Genomic DNA, 17,400 nt, shown 5'->3' with positions numbered 1-17,400 from the left:
GTTTCCGGGTTCATAAGGCGCTGGAGGTTCCGGTTTTGCCTCTGTAAAGCTATTTTTCCGTGGTAATACTCTTATCTGGAGTTTTTCTTCTTTGAAGGGCTAAATTCCAGATCTCTACGGTATGTACCGGTGAAAAAATCTTCTTTCTCCTGTTTTCCGGAACTTTTCCTTTTTTAATGTATTGCATGTCAGTACACTGGCATGTGTTTACATCATAATTAGGGGAAATCATCACATATACCATAACCGACGGAAATTTTTTCCTGATTTTTACGAAAAAACACAGGGTCTAAAATTTTGAGGCTACCTTGAGACTTTTTGCCTCCATATTTTCTGGACTTTTATTTTTTGATAAAAGAGCTCTAAATTTTTGAAGTGAATTCCGGGTAACAGCTTCAATGACTTGACTATGTATGTGAATTAAAACAATTTAATTTTTTTTAAACAATGTCATTATTCAGATAAAGCGATTCAAAAATTTCAATGTTCTTATTTACTATATCTCTGTAAATTATAAAATTAATTTATAAACTTCTAGTGTTATTTTCCTTTTAAATTCTGGCTTATGGTGCTGTTTTTTCTTTAATTTCTCCTTTTCCGTCTAACTTTTTTAATTCCTCTGTTTAACTTCCCTCAGGTTTGTAAATTATTAATCCAAACGCTTTTATATATCTCTGCTTATCGGTTACCTCCAACTATGGCACAAACTTTTCCTTCTGTTCAGCCCGCAGAGAAAGCGAAAGGGTCTCAAATTTTTCTTCGCTGCGGCAAATTTTCTGTGCCGCAAGATCATATATCCTACATTGACAAAAAAACAAGATAGAGGTGGTTTGAATTCAACCTGAGTTAATAGATGTAGTATTTCGTTCCCAGAAAAGAAGGGATCTACTCCTGCTCCTGGGAGAAGAACCCAGAACAATGGAAGAAATTAAAGTTATCCTCGATGTTTCTCCCACAGCTATCTTGCCTCAGATCAAAAGGCTTACAGACAGCGACCTGGTTATCCAGAAAAATGGCAGCTATGAATTAACAGATATGGGAGAGCAGGTATTCAAAAAAGTCAGGTCCCTTGTAGATGTACTTTGCCTCGTTGAAAAAGACAACTACTGGATGGAACACGACCTGGATGGAATCCCTCAGTACCTTCTTGACAGGATAGGAGACATCAAGGACTGCAACCCCATCAAAGCGGATCCCAGCCAGATATTCGAACCAAATACAGAACTTCTGGACTTCTTTTCTTCTTCCCGCTATCTTATGGTATTTTCCTCTTTTTACAGGCCTGAATTCCTTCCTCTCTTTTTGAAGCTTGCAAGACTTGAGTCCGATGTTTCACTTATTTTTACGGAATCTGTGCTCGAAAAGTTTCTCCATAACTATGAACGGAAAATACGTAAATTCACCACAATGGACAATACCGAACTTTCTGTCTGTAAGGATGGAGTGAAGATTGCCGAACTCATCGTCTCCGACCGTGGGATGATGATCTCTCTCTTTGACGACCAGGGCAGGTTCTATCATGAGTATATGCACTGTACCGAGCCTCAGGCAATTTCCTGGGCAAAAGAGCTCTTTGATTTCTACAAATCAAGGGCTTTAAAGGTTGTAAGCGAGAAAATCATTGACAGTTTTATATGCACGTCAGAAAACGAGACATTTGTCGAATCCCAGCTTGTAAGCTTTCACTAAATAATGACGATCTCAATAATGACGATCTCAATAATGAGTCTGGATAATGATGATCTCGAATAATTATGATCTCAATAATGAGCTCGGATAATAATGGTCTCAATAACGAGCTCGGATAATAATGGTCTCAATAACGAGCTCGAATAATGACGGGCTCGAAATACTGGGATGCCTGAAATACTGGCGTGTCAACAGCTTTAATACATGTTTGGAGATTTAAATCCCGAATTAATCATCTTATTACATTGATATCAAACTCCTTTCCGGAGGGAGGCTAAATAGAATGAGTATGGAACTGCAGTTAATAGATACCATTTTTTTTTCGGACAAAAGGAAAAATTTGCTTCTGCTCCTGAAGAACGGGCCAAAAACGATTGAAGAGATAAAGACCGAGCTTGAAGTCAGTTCCAGCCCTATTATGGCTCAGATCCGTATACTTCTTAAAGATGGGCTGCTGGTGCAGAACGAAGATAGTTACGAACTCTCTGTAAAAGGGAAACTTATAGTCCCCAAAATGGAGCCGCTTCTCTCTACTTTCCAGGTATTTGATGAGAACCACGATTACTGGGCAAGGCAGAACCTGCGTACTCTTCCTGCTCACCTGCTGGACAGAATCGGGGAACTGGGCACCTGTAGAGAACTTATACCCGAAAGGACGCATATCTTCGATTACCCTCCGGAAATTATGGACCCACTTTACAAGTCCAGAATAGTAATGGAAATATCTTCGTTTTTCCGTCCGGGATATCCAGGCCTTTATCTGGATCTCGCGCAAAAAGGGATTGAGGTATCTCTTGTCCTTGAAAGGCCAATATACAGGAAGCTGGTCCGTGACTACAGGAAAGGTGTAGAAGAGTTCCTGAATATGGAGAACACTTCCCTTTTTGTTTGTGACGACAGGATTGATCTTGCTTCCAGCATTATTACCGACCGGTTCATTTCTTTATCCATGATCTCAAAAGACGGGAGATATTATAACCACGAGATGGTAAGCTTTGAAAAAAGCGCTCTTGAATGGGGCAGGGAACTTTTCGACTACTATAAGGACATGTCTGAGCAGGTTATAAAGATTTGATCCGGTATTGGATTTTTAAAATCCAATACTTATTCAATAAGAATTCAAAATGGGTTTTACACTAATTTAATAAGGAAGGATTCTACACTAATTCACTTTTTTTAGGTTCTAAAAATTAAAGTATTTCCGAATCAAGTTTTCTTTACCATGATAAAAAGAGGGTTTCCTCCAGTTTTCGATAATAATACTGAGATTCTTATTCTGGGGTCACTTCCCGGCGACGAGTCATTGAGGAGGCGGCAGTATTACGGGCATCCGGGCAATGATTTCTGGAGGCTGGTCGGTAATGCAATAGGAGAGAATCTCCAGGATATGGATTATGAAACAAGGCTTACAACTCTCAAACGCCACAGAATAGGGCTCTGGGACGTTTTTAAAGCCGGAAAAAGGAAAGGAAGCCAGGACTCAAACATAAGGGAAGAAGAGGTAAATCAGTTTTCTGAATTAAAAGAGATGGCACCGGAACTGAAGAAGGTATTTTTTAATGGCAAGGCATCAGGAAGATATGAGCCGGTCCTCAGTGCAATGGGCTATGAGACAAAGGTTCTGCCTTCTTCAAGTGGAATAAACCGGCGAAATGTAAAAAAGAGGGAGTCTGAATGGGAAAATGCTCTGAAGAGCTGAAAAATATGCTTTTTAGCTTTCCTATTCTTTTTCCTTAATTCAATTGGTGAGGTTTCTTTTTCAGAGTGTATCTTTAACTGTAAATCCTGTATTATTCGACCTTTATGGCTCCTATGGGACAGACATCTTCACAGGCCCCGCAGTCTACACATTCATCCTCATCCACTACCGCACAGCCTTCATCTTCGTCAATAATGATTGCTTCTACAGGACATTCATCTACGCAGGTCCCGCATCCGGTGCATTCTTCTTTGTTGACTTTTGCTACCATTAATTTCCACTCCTTATTCAAATAGCATTCTTTATTGTATTCGGACTGTTTTTTTGAATCAAAACCAGAAATCAGAATCCAGGTTAACTCACCAAACTCAATTTTTATTGAGCGTTTTTTATATATAAAAATTTGCTTTACTTCCACTTCGTTTCCTGATGATCCGTCCTTTATTCATTCTCTGAAGGCATTATGGTCCGTATTTAAGTTTCAAAGTAGAGATATTTTGATATCCAATATTTATCAGACTATATGCAAGATATACTGCGTATTCGGAGCTGCAGCCATGATACTATCATGAGATGCTGTTGGCGGGGTGCTGGAGGAATAACCTGTATATATTCCTGCTGATGTATAATGGCTCGCAAGATTTCCATATTCTCTCATGAGTGTTGTTTGAGTAGCTTTCTCTCCATCATATAGGATGACAACATCTTCTGCATCATCTGGGAAATAGGTGTAATCTTTAAAATAAGTCAGAAACAGTTTAAATTCCGGATTGTATTTTTGGACCCTGTTTAACCAGAGGTTACGCTCTTCATTGCTGACATGACACGGGTTCCCGGTCAATTTCCATTCCATATCAATATTTACACCTATTATGCTTTCATGATGACCATACCTTGTAAGTATAATGTCAATCAAATCTGCTACATCAGCATTATTAGGCTGAATTGAAAGGATCACCTTCAAGCCATCTTCATCGAATTTTTTAAGGTATGGCTCTACCTGATCAGTCTGACTGTAGCTGTAAACATTTTCACTTTTTTCAAAAGGATATGGCAGGTATGTAAGCTCATTTGCATGAGCCTGGGCAACGACCAGATCAATCACTGCATTTTCTCCCCCAAACCTCTTAGCAGCCGCAGACCACTCTTCAGCAGGTTTTGTAAAATTACAATTATTCCATATTCCTTCCGAATATTCTGATCGCGGAGGACCTTCGTTAACCGGGTGTAAATAAAATAGAATTATAACTAAAATTAAGGGTATTGGCCCTGCTAAAAAATATTTTTTGTAGTCTTTTTTCATTACCTCACCACAAAGCTCTTTGCACCGAATTTAACTTTTACTCCTTTACCTGTCAGGTAGCACAGGAAAAGGCTGCTGATTACTACTACTTTTATTGTTGCATAGATCAATACATAAGGTATCAACATTAGTAATAATCTTTTGTCTGTGGCAAATAATGGGCCAATGTATATAATGTACAGCATTATAGAGAATGCAAGGCACAGGATTCCACTCATCAGTATCATTGGAATGTTGTCATACTGAAGGATTAAGTATGGTATTGACATGATCAGGATGATTGAACAAATCCCTGTTATATATCCTGAATAATTGAATATCATCCACGGATTCTTCATTGCCCATTTTTTGTGGAGTCTCCATAACTGGAGATTTCCATACCACCATCTCTTCCTCTGTTTATACCACCCTTTAACAGTCTCAGGTGCGTCAGTGTAGACTATTGCTTCTGGTTCTTGAATAATTTTAATTGAGTTTTTAAGAGCCTTAATCGTAAAGTCAGCATCTTCAACTATGGTCTCGTTACTGAAGCTAATTACATCACACACTTTGCGCCTGACAGCAGTGAGAGGGCCAGGGCATACAAGGATGCTGCCTGACAAGCCCTGAAGGTGGCGGATAATCTCCTGTTCGGTACGATATTCAATCATCTGGAAATACTTCATGATTCCTTTTTTCCCCGGTTATCATGAATAAACACGTTTCCTGCCACCATCTGGGCTTCTTCATTCTCATTGAGACATTTCACCAGAGAACTCACAGCATTCGGTGCCATATAAGAATCTGAATCCGTAAAGATCAGAATGTCTCCTTTTGCAATCTCAATAGCTTTATTAAGAGCGTTTGCTTTTCCTCCGTTAACTTTAAGGTCGAGAAGTTTTACAGGATACTTTGAAATAATCTCTGCAGTTCGATCGCTGGAGCCGTCATTAACAGCGATCACTTCCATTTTTCCCTTATAGTCTTGATTAAGAATAGATTGAAGGCATTTCCCTATTGATTTCTCTTCATTATAAGCCGGGGAAATAACGGAGACTAATATTGGACCTTTCGTGTTTGGATCTTTTGGATCTCGGCCATCCTCAAGTAAATACCTGTTTTGTTTCCTATTTTTGTGCCACTTCGATAACAATTTCCATGTTGCAAAAAATGAAAGTGGCAACAATGAGGTTATGATAAAGAACCAGAAGTAAACCCCCATAATCCTGTTTATATTTATGTTCCCGATAGCAGGGTTGTCTCCTTTTCCTGCTCCCGCAGGAATTACTGCAAATGCAACCTGTCCAACTGATTCGTATTGGGTCAACTGGGCCATGTCAGAGACCATTTCTGGTCTGGTATTCACCTCGACATCATCTACCCTGATGGTGACATTTCTCTCATTGGTCGATGATAAGTAATCAGTGATAAACTGCTTCGTATAAGGATTCCAGTCCTGTGCATGGAGCAGAATCGTTGTCGGATTATCCTCCCTTATTTGCTCAGAAGCCTCCTGGTATCGGGAATCTTCTAAACTTTCCATTTCACGCCAGTTCCATGTATATTCGTTCCTGTAGGTTCCATCGGTTTCGAGCACAGGTAACTCTGTTGGGATCCCGTTGCTCTCTATTTCCCGTTTTAGTGATGCATCTATTGTTCCATGAATAGGTTCTTCTGGAAGGATGAATGCCACAGGAACAATCCCGGCTTTTTCAAAGACGTATTTTCCTTTTTCTATATTTTCTTTTATCTGCAATGGCGTTAGAGTTGAATAATCTTCATGTGCCCATCCATGCATTGCAAGAAGAACTCCTCTATCCTGCGCATTCCTCAGTGCGTCAAGAAGCTCTGGTTCTTCCAGGATAGTAACACTGCCGGGAGTACCATTATTTAAGTGGTTAATTCCCTCGTAAAGAAATAATCCGATTGAAAGAGTGATTAATACAGCCAGAATTAATGAGGCAACAGGTATCAATTTATTTACGCTATTGCCGGAAGAATCAGAGAATTTTTTATCGCTCTTCTCTTTTCTTCCAAATATAGTCTCCGGTCGATTTATTACTTCTGTTTTTTGAAATTTTACAAAATCTCCGATACGTTCTTTAACCATCTCGAACCCCACCAAGCATCTTACTGAGCTGACTGCTCAATTGGTAACAGATTTTAAAGGGAAATTTTAACGCAAACCTATGATAGCAGGCATCTGTTTTATTCTGGAAATCTCAATTTTTATGCACTGATCTGACGGATCTCTTCATTGTGGTTCACAACCGGCAAAAGATCATAATCACAGCTATGCGAGATATCTTCAGATAAAACAGCACATTTATTTGGAGGCAGAAATCGCATTGGTAAACGTGGATTTATCCCTCTTAAAGATCCAGACCATCTCTACAGTACTCACTATGTACTGATCTGTCTCCATAAAAGCACCCTTCTCACTCAGGTAAAAAACTGCAGAGCATTATCTCTATATTTTTCCCGGTAAACAGGGTAATATACTCGTTAATCCACAGTTACAGGATGCTGCAACTCCGCTAAATGTGATCAGGCAGGTTTCCAGTACCCGGATTTAGTTAAAATCCTCAAATTCCCCACTCCTCTTCCCTATTTATAATCTGATATATTTGCCTGAGATCAAATAGGGAAGTATAATCTCTAATACTTCTACCTCTTCCCAAAGCTTCCTATATGATCTCAACATTGTCTAAATTTGCTGATAATTAGTATGAATCTTAATTATTTAATAGTTTTCTGTATAAACTTAATGCTCCAGTTTTACCTGCACAAGCGCGATAATTTATACAGTTGCCATGTATGAATTATTTTTTCTCTTCTTTGAAACGGCGTAACGTAGTGTTTTTTTGAGGCAAAAAATAGAAATGACTCGGAAATAGCTACAAAGGCTTTTGGCTTTTCTCTCAAATGCTGATAAAAATTAATTCTGAAATACATAAATCATGTAAAAAAATGTATATAGAATGATTCAAGTTAAGTATAAAACCGGTTGAAGAATAAAAATATCTCCGGTTATTTAAATACTCATTTTCTTCCTATTTTTAATGAAAATGAGAATGCAGAAGGCTTGGATTTTAGATTTTCATTGGTGCTGCTTACCTGTTTATGGTGCTGCTTACCTGTGTATTCCTGACTTTAAAGAGGAGATGCTGATGCTTCTCCTCTTATTATTTATACCTTTATGATCCTGTCTTCTCCAAGTGTATCCAGAATCCCAAGAAGCTTCTTTTTACGGCTGTTTGCCTCCTTTATCTCAGAGAGATAATTCTCCCATTCTTCTTTTTTTCCGCTGGCTTCGAATGTTTCTTTTATTTTTCTAATGTATGCGGACGCCTCTTCATACGAGCCCACTTTTGCTTCCGAAATCAGCTTTTCTGCAAGGCTTTTCCATATTTCAAGCGCAACTTCAGGATACTTTTCCTTCACCGAATTTGCAATTTCGCTTTCGGAGATTGAATGCCAGTATCCCTGGGATTCTTCTCCGCTTTTTTTAAGCTCCTCATACCAGTGGATAACTTCCTGTGGGTCCTCTTCCTGAATTGCTATCTTTATCAGCAGGTCAAATACAGGAGTTTTGATCTTTTTTAATAACTCCTTCTCCAGAAGCCCTGTTTTCGGGAGAACCCCGGGAAGGATCGAAGCTTTTTCTTTATTTTTACCCTTACTGGCTGGGAGTTTTCCATTTTTCAGGTACCTGATGGCAGCCTCCCGGACTTCTTCCCATTTTCCCGCCTTCTTTGCTCCTTCCTGCATGCTAGAATAGCTGGATATATCTGGATGCCTGAAAAACTCTTCTGTTTCAAGGGCAGACACAAAAAGCCAGTCTCCTTCCCCTTCTTTAATCTCAAGAAGGATCTGCAAGAGCTGATGGGCAGTCTCAGTTTCATGTTCTCTGGTCTCTTTAATCCCCCTGTAGATCCATTCTTCTGCTTTCTCTCTCTTCCCTGAGTCAAGCAGCACCCTTACCAGCCGGATGTAATTTCCTGTTTTTTTGGCTTCTTTTTCACATAACGGGATTACCTCCTCAAAGAGCCCGGATTTTTCAAGAGCATAAACCAGCCTGTCAACAGCATAGTCTCTCTGCCAGAGGGAGTCATAAAGGGGATTTTCTGTCTTTTCAGCTTCTTTTAGCTTGATCTTAAGGGATTCTGAAAAACGCCTCCATTCTTCGGGAGTAAAGTCTTTTTCCCAGAAACCGTGTTCATTAAGAATATTGTAATTGTCTCTGAGTTCAATTTCAAGCATATAAAGCATTTTTTCGTGAGCAGGAATTGAAGAACGGGTCAGAGCTTTAAAAACCACGTCCATGCAAAATGATATTTTTGTTCCTATCTCCCCTTCTTCATCATAATCCGCAATTTTTTCGTATCTGTCCATCAGCTCTTTTCCGATATCAAGAAGTTCATCAGGGTGTCCCGAATCGAGCAGGCTTTCCAGCCCTACCTGCACGTCTAAAAAATCAGGGACATCCATTTCATAATCCGCATACTCAAAATCTCCGGCTTCTTCCAGAAGCTCGTCAAGTTCGGAGTAGACTTCCCCTACAATTTCTTCCACGTTTTCTGCTGAGAGAGTTTGCCTTTCTTTGAGATACTTTCCAAGCCCGGTATCCTTTTCTGCAAATGTCACCAGTATTTCGATCAATTCCGTCCTGGTCAGACGCTGCAGGTACTCACGGAGAGCCCTGGCTGATGACTCTTCTTCTCCGAGGGCAGAGATTTCATCTCCGGTATATTCCTGTCTGGCTCTTGCAACGAAAGGGTCTTCTTCGGAAGCAATCAGAACCTCTTCTCCCTGCTCTGCAAGTTCAAGGTATTCAAGTACCGCTGCAACCCCATGTTTGCAGTCGTGCCCCACAGGACAGGTACAGACCGAACTCAATTTCCCGTCTTTCAGGAAAATTTCCGTAAAATAATCAGATGTCCCTTCTACCAGGGCTACAAGGCTGCCTTCAGGGGTTCGCTTTATCTCTTTAACCCTCTCTTCTTCCTGGTACTTTATCCCCTTTGCAGTTGCCTTCCCTCCTGCCCAGTCCTGCAGGTCACTCCACTTTAATTCCTCAAAGGGATCGGAATTTTTATTTTCTGGTGGCATAAACTATTATTTCGGCATATTCATATAAAAATAGGAATTACGAATTGTTTCTTATGTATGAATATTATTTTTGTCCTGTCCCCTGATTTTCTTTTCCGAAAGCCCGTAAACAGCAGGGCTGTGAATTACCTCGCCAGTTGCTTTATATCGAGAACCATGACAGGGACAGTCCCATGTCTTTTCCGCATCGTTCCAGGAAACGATACATCCCAGGTGTCTGCAGGAGGGATTGAGTGTATAAAGTACCCCGTTTCTGTCTCTGTACGCTGCCACTCTTTCCCCCTCTATTTTGACGATTGCACCTTCCTCCGGGCCAATCTGAGACGCTTCTTTATGAGTGGGCAGTATCCTGTCGCCCACAAAGCCCTTGGTGGCTTCCACAGCCTGAGAGAGCAGGGTTTTCGCCGACTCCACAGGCTTGAACCGTGAAGGGTCATACACCTCTTCCCAGGGGTTGTACTTCCCGCGGATCATGTCCGTAATGATCATTGCTGCAACCGTGCCCGTGGTCATGCCCCATTTTTTGAACCCTGTTGCAAGAAATATGCTGTCATTACCTGAGGTTTGCCTGCCAATATAGGGAATATGGTCAATGCTTATGGCATCCTGGCTGGACCAGCGGTAATCAATGGAATCTACGGAATATACGGACCTTACCCATTTCTCAAGGTTCTGGTAGCGGGAAATTTCGTGTTCTTCTTCACCTGTCCTGTGCCCCTCTCCGCTCACGAGAATAAGTTCTCCTTTATCCGTACTCTGCGAGCGCAGGGAACGGACTGGCTCTTCGGCGTTTATGAACATCCCATCAGGAAAAGGATCTCTAATCCTGACTCCAAGAACATATGAGCGGGACTGGTAAAGGCGCTGGAAAAACAGCCCTGGCCTGTCGTGGATCGGATAATGCGTTGCCTGAACAACTTTACGTGCGCGTATGGTCCCCTTATCCGTTGTTATTGTTACAGGCTCCTCTCCTTCTATTTTCAATGCTCTTGTATTCTCAAAGATGTGGCATCCGTCCTCATGAATTTCCTCTGCCAGCGCGTTGAGGTATTTTACAGGGTGGAACTGTGCCTGATTATTAAAGCGGACTGCTCCATACGTTTTAAAAGTCAAGGGCAGGTTTTCTTCAAATGAAGCAGGAAGCCCAAGGTTCCGGGCCGTCTGAGCTTCATTCTGGATTTTATTGGTAGAGTCTTCGGACCCTGCATAGACATATGAAGGCTTGCGGACAAAATCGCAGTCTATCTTTTTTGAAGCCACTATCGAAGCTATCTTCTCCAGGGCTGCCTGATTGGACTCTGCATACTGCTGCGCCTGCCTTTTTCCAAATTTTGAGAGCAGGCGGTCATAGATCAGGCTGTGCTGGGATGTAACTTTGGCTGTGGTGTGTCCTGTAACTCCTTTCAGGATGCGGCCCGCTTCAATCACTGCAATGGATGAAAAACCTGCTTCTTTTAACAGGTAAGCCGTTGTGAGCCCTGCTATTCCTCCTCCGATTATTGCAATATCAACTCTGATGTCCCCTTTAAGCGCAGGATAGCTGGGCTCGGGTACAGTTGCCAGCCAGTATGATTCTGCCCTGCCGGGCAGGATATAATCGTATTCCCTCTTGCTTTCCATATTTTTCACCAGTATAATTTTTCCCGGGTTTCTACTCCTCTGAACGCTCTTACCGGTCGGATTTAAATTCAGCCAGGTCTAAAAGCAGGCTTCGTCAATGTTTTTTCAGGTCAGTGCAGTCCACCCACTCCCATTTTTCCCTGCACTTCTTCCAGAATATATGGTATAAAATTATCTAATTAAATATTATAAAAATCAATAGTAATATTAACTCAGGTATTTTTCGTTTAAGCAAAATTGATTAAAATAAATAGAACCGGTTAAAACAGGAAGAGCTGGTCAACACAAAAATACTGGTCAAAATACAGAATTGATCAAATAAGCAGAATTTAAGAAAAGTAAGGGATGTCATATGAGGTACCTTGTATTTTTGAGGGGGATACCCGGATCCGGCAAATCGACTTTTGTTAAGGAAGAAGGGCTTGAACCTTATACTATTTCCTCGGACGCAGTCCGGCTTCTTATAAAACCCCCGGTACTTTCTGTCACCGGACAACCAGTTACTTCCCAGAAAATCAACCGCAGGGTATGGGGGCTTATTTATTCGCTTATTAAATGCCGCATGGAAGAGGGTGAATTTACAGTCCTTGATGCAACCAATGCAGGAAATGCTGACATAGCAAAGTACAGGTCTCCTGTTAAAGCTTACAGGTATGAAGCTTTTTGCGTTGATTTTTCTGATGTGTCTCCTGAACTTGCAAAGGAAAGAAACACGGGAAGGCCTGCATATGAGATCGTACCTGAGACTGTAATAGAAGAGATGTATGCTATAATCAAAAGGCAGAGCGTACCTTCATTTGTTACGGTAATAAAGCCTCATGAATTCCGCAAAAGGCTGCAGTATAATACTCCTGATTTCTCTAACTATAAAAAAATTCACCACATCGGGGATATAAACGGCAGTTATACAGCCCTGATGAAATACCTTTCATGCGGACTGGACGACAATGACCTGTATATCTTTCTTGGAGATTATGCAGGCAGGGGAAATGAAAATTCCAGAGTCGTTAAGTTCCTTGTCTCAATCATGTGCAGGGATAATGTGGTTCTGCTTGAAGGAGATAATGAAAAACGCCTTTGCCGCCCTGCAGCCGGTGAGAAGCAGACACGGATAGAAGATTTTTCTGATACCACAGGTATTCTGAAAGAACTTGAAAGAGAAGGGGCTTTGCAGGATGCCCTTAAACTATGCGGGAAAACAGTGCCCTGCGTTTACTATAAGTTCCATGACAAATCCGTGCTTGTAACTCACGGAGGCCTGAGCAGCCTTCCTGAAAACCTGATTTTTATGGGTGCTGAACAGATGATTAACGGCGTGGGAGAGCCTGAAGACGTTTTCCTGGTCGCTGAAAATTTCAACAAAAATACGAATGAGAATACCTATCAGGTGCATGGTCACAGGAACCCTGAAAATCTCCCGGTAAAAAACGGCAGAACGTTTAATTTATCCGATGAAAGCAGAAAAGGAAGTTTTCTCAGAACTCTGACGCTCGACAGAGAAGGGTTTGACTGGCAGTGTATCCGGAAAAAAAATAGTTTTATACAATTATAATTTTTATGTAGTAATTCTAAATTAACTGTCTAATGATAAAACAGGGATCAGTTTACATAATATATAGATGATGAGTATGAGTACGCAGATCCCCAGTAGCTTCGATTCGATATCAGGCTGAACCATACTAAGAATAGGCACTCTTTGTATAAATATTTACTCAGTTTTTCCTGCTGAAATCCGGAATCTTTTTATAATTTCCTATACACTTAAATACTCCCTTGATTTATATTATCTGTTAATATATATCTCATAAGGGGCTAGATTGGTCATGGCTTTACAGAATAGCGATTTAAAACTGAATGAGTCGGCAGACTCTTCAAATAAATTTACTGAAGATGCAGATACTGAAACCATAGAGACAGGCTGGCTGATAGATAACCTGCCAGTAACTGTTTTCAGAGTCTCAAATGAATCTTCATGGCCTATTTGTTATATCAGTAAAAGTGTGGAAGTACTCACCGGCTACCCGGCAGCGGAATTTCTTTCCAGGAGACTTTCATGGTCAGATATTGTTTTTCCGGAGGACGTTTCCAGAATCGATGCTGCTATTGAGAACTCAATGAAAACCAGGAGTCCTTATCAGGTCGAATACAGGATCCAGAAATCCTGTGGCGATACGGTATTTGTTCAGGAGCAGGCCCGTCTGGTGAATGATGAACATGGCAATATAGCTTATATTGACGGCGTGTTTCTGGACGTTACCCCCCAGATAAAACGAAGAGAAGAGTCACAGAGGGCGATTGTCAGCAGCATACCCAGGCCGTCACTTGCGCTTTATGTGGACGCTTCCGGGAAAATAAAGTACATTAATGAGTATTTTTTGGAAATCTGCAGGTTTAAGAGTGCTGACGAAGCCACTGGCAGGTCCCCTTCCGAATTACTGGACACCAGTTCCAGAAGGACACTTGCTGAGAAGGTGATGGAAACCGGAGAAGGTATCTATAATGTGGAGAAATCCATCAAATTCAAAGCTCTGGATAAACCTCTATTTACCGTGCTTTCAGCAGTGCCTGTAAAAGATGAAACCGGAACTATTGCTGGAAGCCTTATGGTAATAACAGATATGACCGAGATGAAAGACCGGGAAACAGAGGTCAAGGAAATTTTAAACTACACCAGCAGTTGCCTGAAAAACCTTGGAGACGGAATCCGAAAAATAAGTGAAGGAGATCTCGACATTCATCTTGAGAAAATCAAAGACGATGACTTCGGTGATACTTTTGATGAATTTAACAGGCTTGTCAATAATTTGAAATCTGTTATTGAGAATGTCCTCGAAGATATGCTTACTACTCTTGAAGAAGCCCGCCAGTCAGAAGAAGCTGTTAACCAGATGAACATGGGGATGCAGCAGATCTCAACTGCTGCAGAGCAGATCGCAACCGGTTCCGAAAACCTTTCCAGGCATGCAGGCACAGCAGCTTCTGATATAAAAGCTTCTCAGGAGATCTTTAAAAAGCTGAGCGAATCCTCCACGCAGTCTTCCAGTTATGCTTCCCATGCTGGTAAAACCAGCGATGAAGCCCAGGGGCTCAGTAATACGGCGCTCGAAGAAGTGGAACAGCTTGTTGCGGGAATTTCCCAGCTGGGAGACATCGTCCACTCTCTTGATGACGCTGTTAATAACATCGGAGCCGTCACAGGAAAAATCAAGTCCATTGCCGACCAGACCAACCTTTTGGCTTTAAATGCAGCTATCGAAGCAGCACGAGCCGGAGAATACGGCAGAGGTTTTGCCGTTGTTGCTGACGAGGTCAGGAAACTTGCAGCAGATTCGAGAAAGAGCACTGACGAAATAAATGAGATCGTTACAAACGTCCAGAAAGAGACCAGAAAAGTTACAGACGCCATCAACACCGCAGACAGCCAGGCGAAAAATGGGAGTAAGAACATTAAACAGGCCCTGAATAAGAGCCATGAGATTGTCGATGCGGTTGCCACTATAAACTCCATGCTTGCTGAGCTTGACAGGCTTGCGGAAGAAGGACTCATCAAGATCGAAAATATTGAGAAAAGCATAAGTGAGACCGCCTCCACAGCAGAAGAAAATGCTGCAAGCAGTGAAGAGACCTCAGCTGCAATTGAAGAGCAGACAGCTGCAATGCAGCAGGTCAGTACCTCTGTACAGAATGTCAGCGGGCTTGCCCGGAGAACGGTTGATACCCTTTTTGAGAACTTTAAAGTCTCAGGAGAACAGAAGAAAAGTCAGCCTTCTTTTGATAAAACACACACTTTTAATGAAAAAAGAAATCCAAAATTATATTGAAATAGAGCCCTTCAATACTAAGAATACCAGGATATGATACTTTCTCTGTCGTATCCTGGAAATTCTTTTCTGACATCTCCACTAAGTTTTCTGATCTCTCCACTAATTTTCCCTATCCTTCTGCTAAATCCTGAGTATTTATTTTTATAAAAACTCCAGAGCTCAATTAAATTAGATGTCAAAGTTGAGAAAGAAACTAAAATTGGAAAAAGAGTATGAAAATTTATACCTATTTATGATAAACTCTACAGCTTACATTGGTTTCTGCTTATCCTCTGATGTTTACAGAAATGGTTTAAGCGGATTAATGAAAAATGTTTACAGGTATTAGCTTATGTCGTTTTAGCTAGTACCCTCCTTAAAATTTTCAGTTAAATCTTCAGCTATATTTGCAGTTAAACAGCTGGTGAGGTGATATAAAATTAACAAAATAAACCGGAATTATGCAATGCCATAGTACCACGTCGCAATTCTGAAGTATATAACTACGCCAACAATATCTGCTATAGAGGTAATTAAAGGAGCACTGGCTGTTGCGGGGTCCATTTTTAATGCTGTAAGCAGGAAAGGAAGGGTGGTGCCTATCAGACAGCCGGCAAAAATCACAATGATCATGGTCACAGCTACAACTACACCCAGTTCCAGCCCCCCTCTATAAATTCCGAGACCCGCTGCGGCTGCACCCATTGTAATACCTATTGTGGCTGCAACCAGCATCTCCCTGCCAATAAGGTAAAACCAATCCTTGTTTTTGACATCACCTGTTGCAAGGGAACGGACTACGAGAGTTGCGGATTGGGACCCTGCATTTCCTCCGCTGTCTATTAGCAGTGGCAGAAAAATTACAAGAGCGACAACAGCCTGGATTGTGTCCTCAAAGGATGCAATAGCAGCGCCTGAGAATATATTTATGAAAACAAGCGTCAATAGCCATGGGACCCTTTTTGCATACAATAGCCGGACGTTTGCATCTTTCAGACCCGTTCTCATAAGTCCGACTGTTCCCATTTTATGGAAGTCGTCTGTTGCCTCCTCTTCTGCAACATCCATCACGTCATCAAAAGTAACCGCTCCTACAAGACGCTTTTCGGCATCGAGGACAGCCAGTGACGGGATATCGTATTCGCTGATAATCTCTACCGCTCTATTTTTTGGATCAGTAGTATATATGAAAATGTCCTCTCCTTTAACAATACTTTCCAGAGGTGTTAAAGGTTCGGTTTTTATGAGGTCGCCCAGCATTACATACCCGCTGTACTTTCGCTCCCTATCTATTATAAAAATCATTGGCATTTCATCGGCTCTCAGGGGAGAGGCATGTAGACCCGTCAAAACCTCGCCTGCATTCTGATACTTATGCGCTGAAACGTACCTGGGAGTCATGTATCTGCCTGCACTTCCTTCAGGATAACCAAGGAGCAGGTTCACATATTTGCGCCTCTCAGGGCTCAGCCCGTTAAGCAGGCGTTTTGTTATCTTTGCAGGCAGTTCTTCAAATATCCTTGCACAGTCATCAGGGTCAAGGGGCTCAAGCAGATCTATTGTATCCGCTTCTTCCATTAATTTTATTATCTCAACCTGATGTTCCACACTAAAGCTTTCAAAGATTTCAAGTGCCAGATCTTTCTCAAGAAGCCGGAAAAGTATCACAAAATCTCTGCCATCTAACTCAAAATACAGATCCTCAATCTCGGAAGGTTTCATCTCCCTGATTAAAACCCTTAAGCCTTCCCAGTCCCTTTTATCCAGCAGCTCTTTGAATTCAGAATGCATTAATACCCCCCGTATTTTTTGCGTTTATCCGAATAAGAGAACCTTTTATAGAGAGAAAAAGGATAGTGTTGATTTTATACGCTGCCCACAAAGAAAAACAGCCTCTTTCCTAGTTAAGTTTTAGCATGGTCAAATGTAAATAGAAATCCTTCTATTCCTCCGAACCAGGTAAAACCTTAGCTGATAATACCTGCTTTACTACTGGCAACCCTATACTTTTGAACGGCAGGCTGTGTTTCAAATCTACCCTCACCCAACAGGAAGTTCTGAAACAGGAAGTTTTGATATCCATCTTCTATAAAGGAATTATTAATATCCCGTTTGTTAACTCTAGAAAGTTATGATACTGAAATTCAGGATTTAACGAATTTAGAAAAATATTTGTATTAATTTGAATCTCTAAT

At 41.3% G+C, this 17,400-nt stretch carries 12 protein-coding genes; 5 read left to right on the top strand and 7 right to left on the bottom strand.

The window, feature by feature from the left end:
• Nucleotides 1–834 precede the first annotated feature (834 nt).
• From MSMAS_RS16075 to MSMAS_RS16065, 3 genes are all read left to right on the top strand, one after another.
• On the top strand, nucleotides 835–1,689 hold the full coding sequence (locus tag MSMAS_RS16075; RefSeq protein WP_445928350.1) for a helix-turn-helix transcriptional regulator: 855 nt from the start codon (nucleotides 835–837) through the stop codon (nucleotides 1,687–1,689).
• 283 nt (nucleotides 1,690–1,972) lie between these two features.
• On the top strand, nucleotides 1,973–2,764 hold the full coding sequence (locus tag MSMAS_RS16070; RefSeq protein ID WP_011033593.1) for a helix-turn-helix transcriptional regulator: 792 nt from the start codon (nucleotides 1,973–1,975) through the stop codon (nucleotides 2,762–2,764).
• Nucleotides 2,765–2,911: 147 nt separating this feature from the next.
• Nucleotides 2,912–3,388, top strand: a complete 477-nt coding sequence (locus tag MSMAS_RS16065; protein ID WP_011033594.1) for a DNA-deoxyinosine glycosylase — start codon at nucleotides 2,912–2,914, stop codon at nucleotides 3,386–3,388.
• 91 nt (nucleotides 3,389–3,479) lie between these two features.
• On the opposite strand, the gene MSMAS_RS16060 is transcribed toward MSMAS_RS16065, so the two are convergent.
• The 6 genes from MSMAS_RS16060 to MSMAS_RS16040 all read right to left on the bottom strand — a co-directional run bounded on the left by MSMAS_RS16060 (nucleotide 3,480) and on the right by MSMAS_RS16040 (nucleotide 11,402).
• Nucleotides 3,480–3,659: an indolepyruvate ferredoxin oxidoreductase subunit alpha gene (locus tag MSMAS_RS16060; RefSeq protein WP_011033595.1), complete on the bottom strand. Its 180-nt coding sequence runs from the start codon at nucleotides 3,657–3,659 to the stop codon at nucleotides 3,480–3,482.
• 243 nt (nucleotides 3,660–3,902) lie between these two features.
• Nucleotides 3,903–4,691, bottom strand: a complete 789-nt coding sequence (locus MSMAS_RS16055) for a hypothetical protein (protein WP_080925798.1) — start codon at nucleotides 4,689–4,691, stop codon at nucleotides 3,903–3,905.
• Nucleotides 4,691–5,356, bottom strand: coding sequence for a glycosyltransferase (locus MSMAS_RS19625; protein ID WP_230626446.1), 666 nt, complete (start codon nucleotides 5,354–5,356; stop codon nucleotides 4,691–4,693). The genes MSMAS_RS16055 and MSMAS_RS19625 overlap by 1 nt, the downstream gene beginning before the upstream one ends.
• Nucleotides 5,353–6,780 (bottom strand): glycosyltransferase, encoded by a 1,428-nt coding sequence (locus MSMAS_RS16050; protein WP_230626445.1) that lies wholly within the window; start codon nucleotides 6,778–6,780, stop codon nucleotides 5,353–5,355. Before MSMAS_RS16050 ends, MSMAS_RS19625 begins: the two co-directional genes overlap by 4 nt.
• 1,079 nt (nucleotides 6,781–7,859) lie before the next feature.
• Nucleotides 7,860–9,782: an SWIM zinc finger family protein gene (locus MSMAS_RS16045; RefSeq protein WP_011033598.1), complete on the bottom strand. Its 1,923-nt coding sequence runs from the start codon at nucleotides 9,780–9,782 to the stop codon at nucleotides 7,860–7,862.
• Between the two features lie 51 nt (nucleotides 9,783–9,833).
• The gene (locus MSMAS_RS16040; RefSeq protein WP_048046808.1) at nucleotides 9,834–11,402 is read right to left on the bottom strand and encodes an FAD-dependent oxidoreductase; all 1,569 of its coding nucleotides are present in this window, start codon (nucleotides 11,400–11,402) and stop codon (nucleotides 9,834–9,836) included.
• A gap of 352 nt (nucleotides 11,403–11,754) precedes the next feature.
• Here MSMAS_RS16040 and MSMAS_RS16035 point away from each other — a divergent pair, with 352 nt between their 5' ends.
• Together MSMAS_RS16035 and MSMAS_RS16030 are read left to right on the top strand one after the other, a co-directional pair.
• Nucleotides 11,755–12,954 (top strand): AAA family ATPase, encoded by a 1,200-nt coding sequence (locus tag MSMAS_RS16035; RefSeq protein WP_048046806.1) that lies wholly within the window; start codon nucleotides 11,755–11,757, stop codon nucleotides 12,952–12,954.
• A 271-nt stretch (nucleotides 12,955–13,225) separates the two neighbouring features.
• Nucleotides 13,226–15,223 (top strand): methyl-accepting chemotaxis protein, encoded by a 1,998-nt coding sequence (locus MSMAS_RS16030; protein ID WP_048040684.1) that lies wholly within the window; start codon nucleotides 13,226–13,228, stop codon nucleotides 15,221–15,223.
• 441 nt (nucleotides 15,224–15,664) lie between these two features.
• Here the strand turns inward: MSMAS_RS16030 and mgtE are convergent, their stop codons facing one another.
• Nucleotides 15,665–16,996, bottom strand: coding sequence for a magnesium transporter (gene mgtE, locus MSMAS_RS16025; RefSeq protein ID WP_011033603.1), 1,332 nt, complete (start codon nucleotides 16,994–16,996; stop codon nucleotides 15,665–15,667).
• Nucleotides 16,997–17,400 lie beyond the last annotated feature (404 nt).

This window comes from Methanosarcina mazei S-6 (assembly GCF_000970205.1).
GTDB lineage: Archaea > Halobacteriota > Methanosarcinia > Methanosarcinales > Methanosarcinaceae > Methanosarcina > Methanosarcina mazei.
This window is presented reverse-complemented; position numbering and strand designations above follow the sequence as displayed.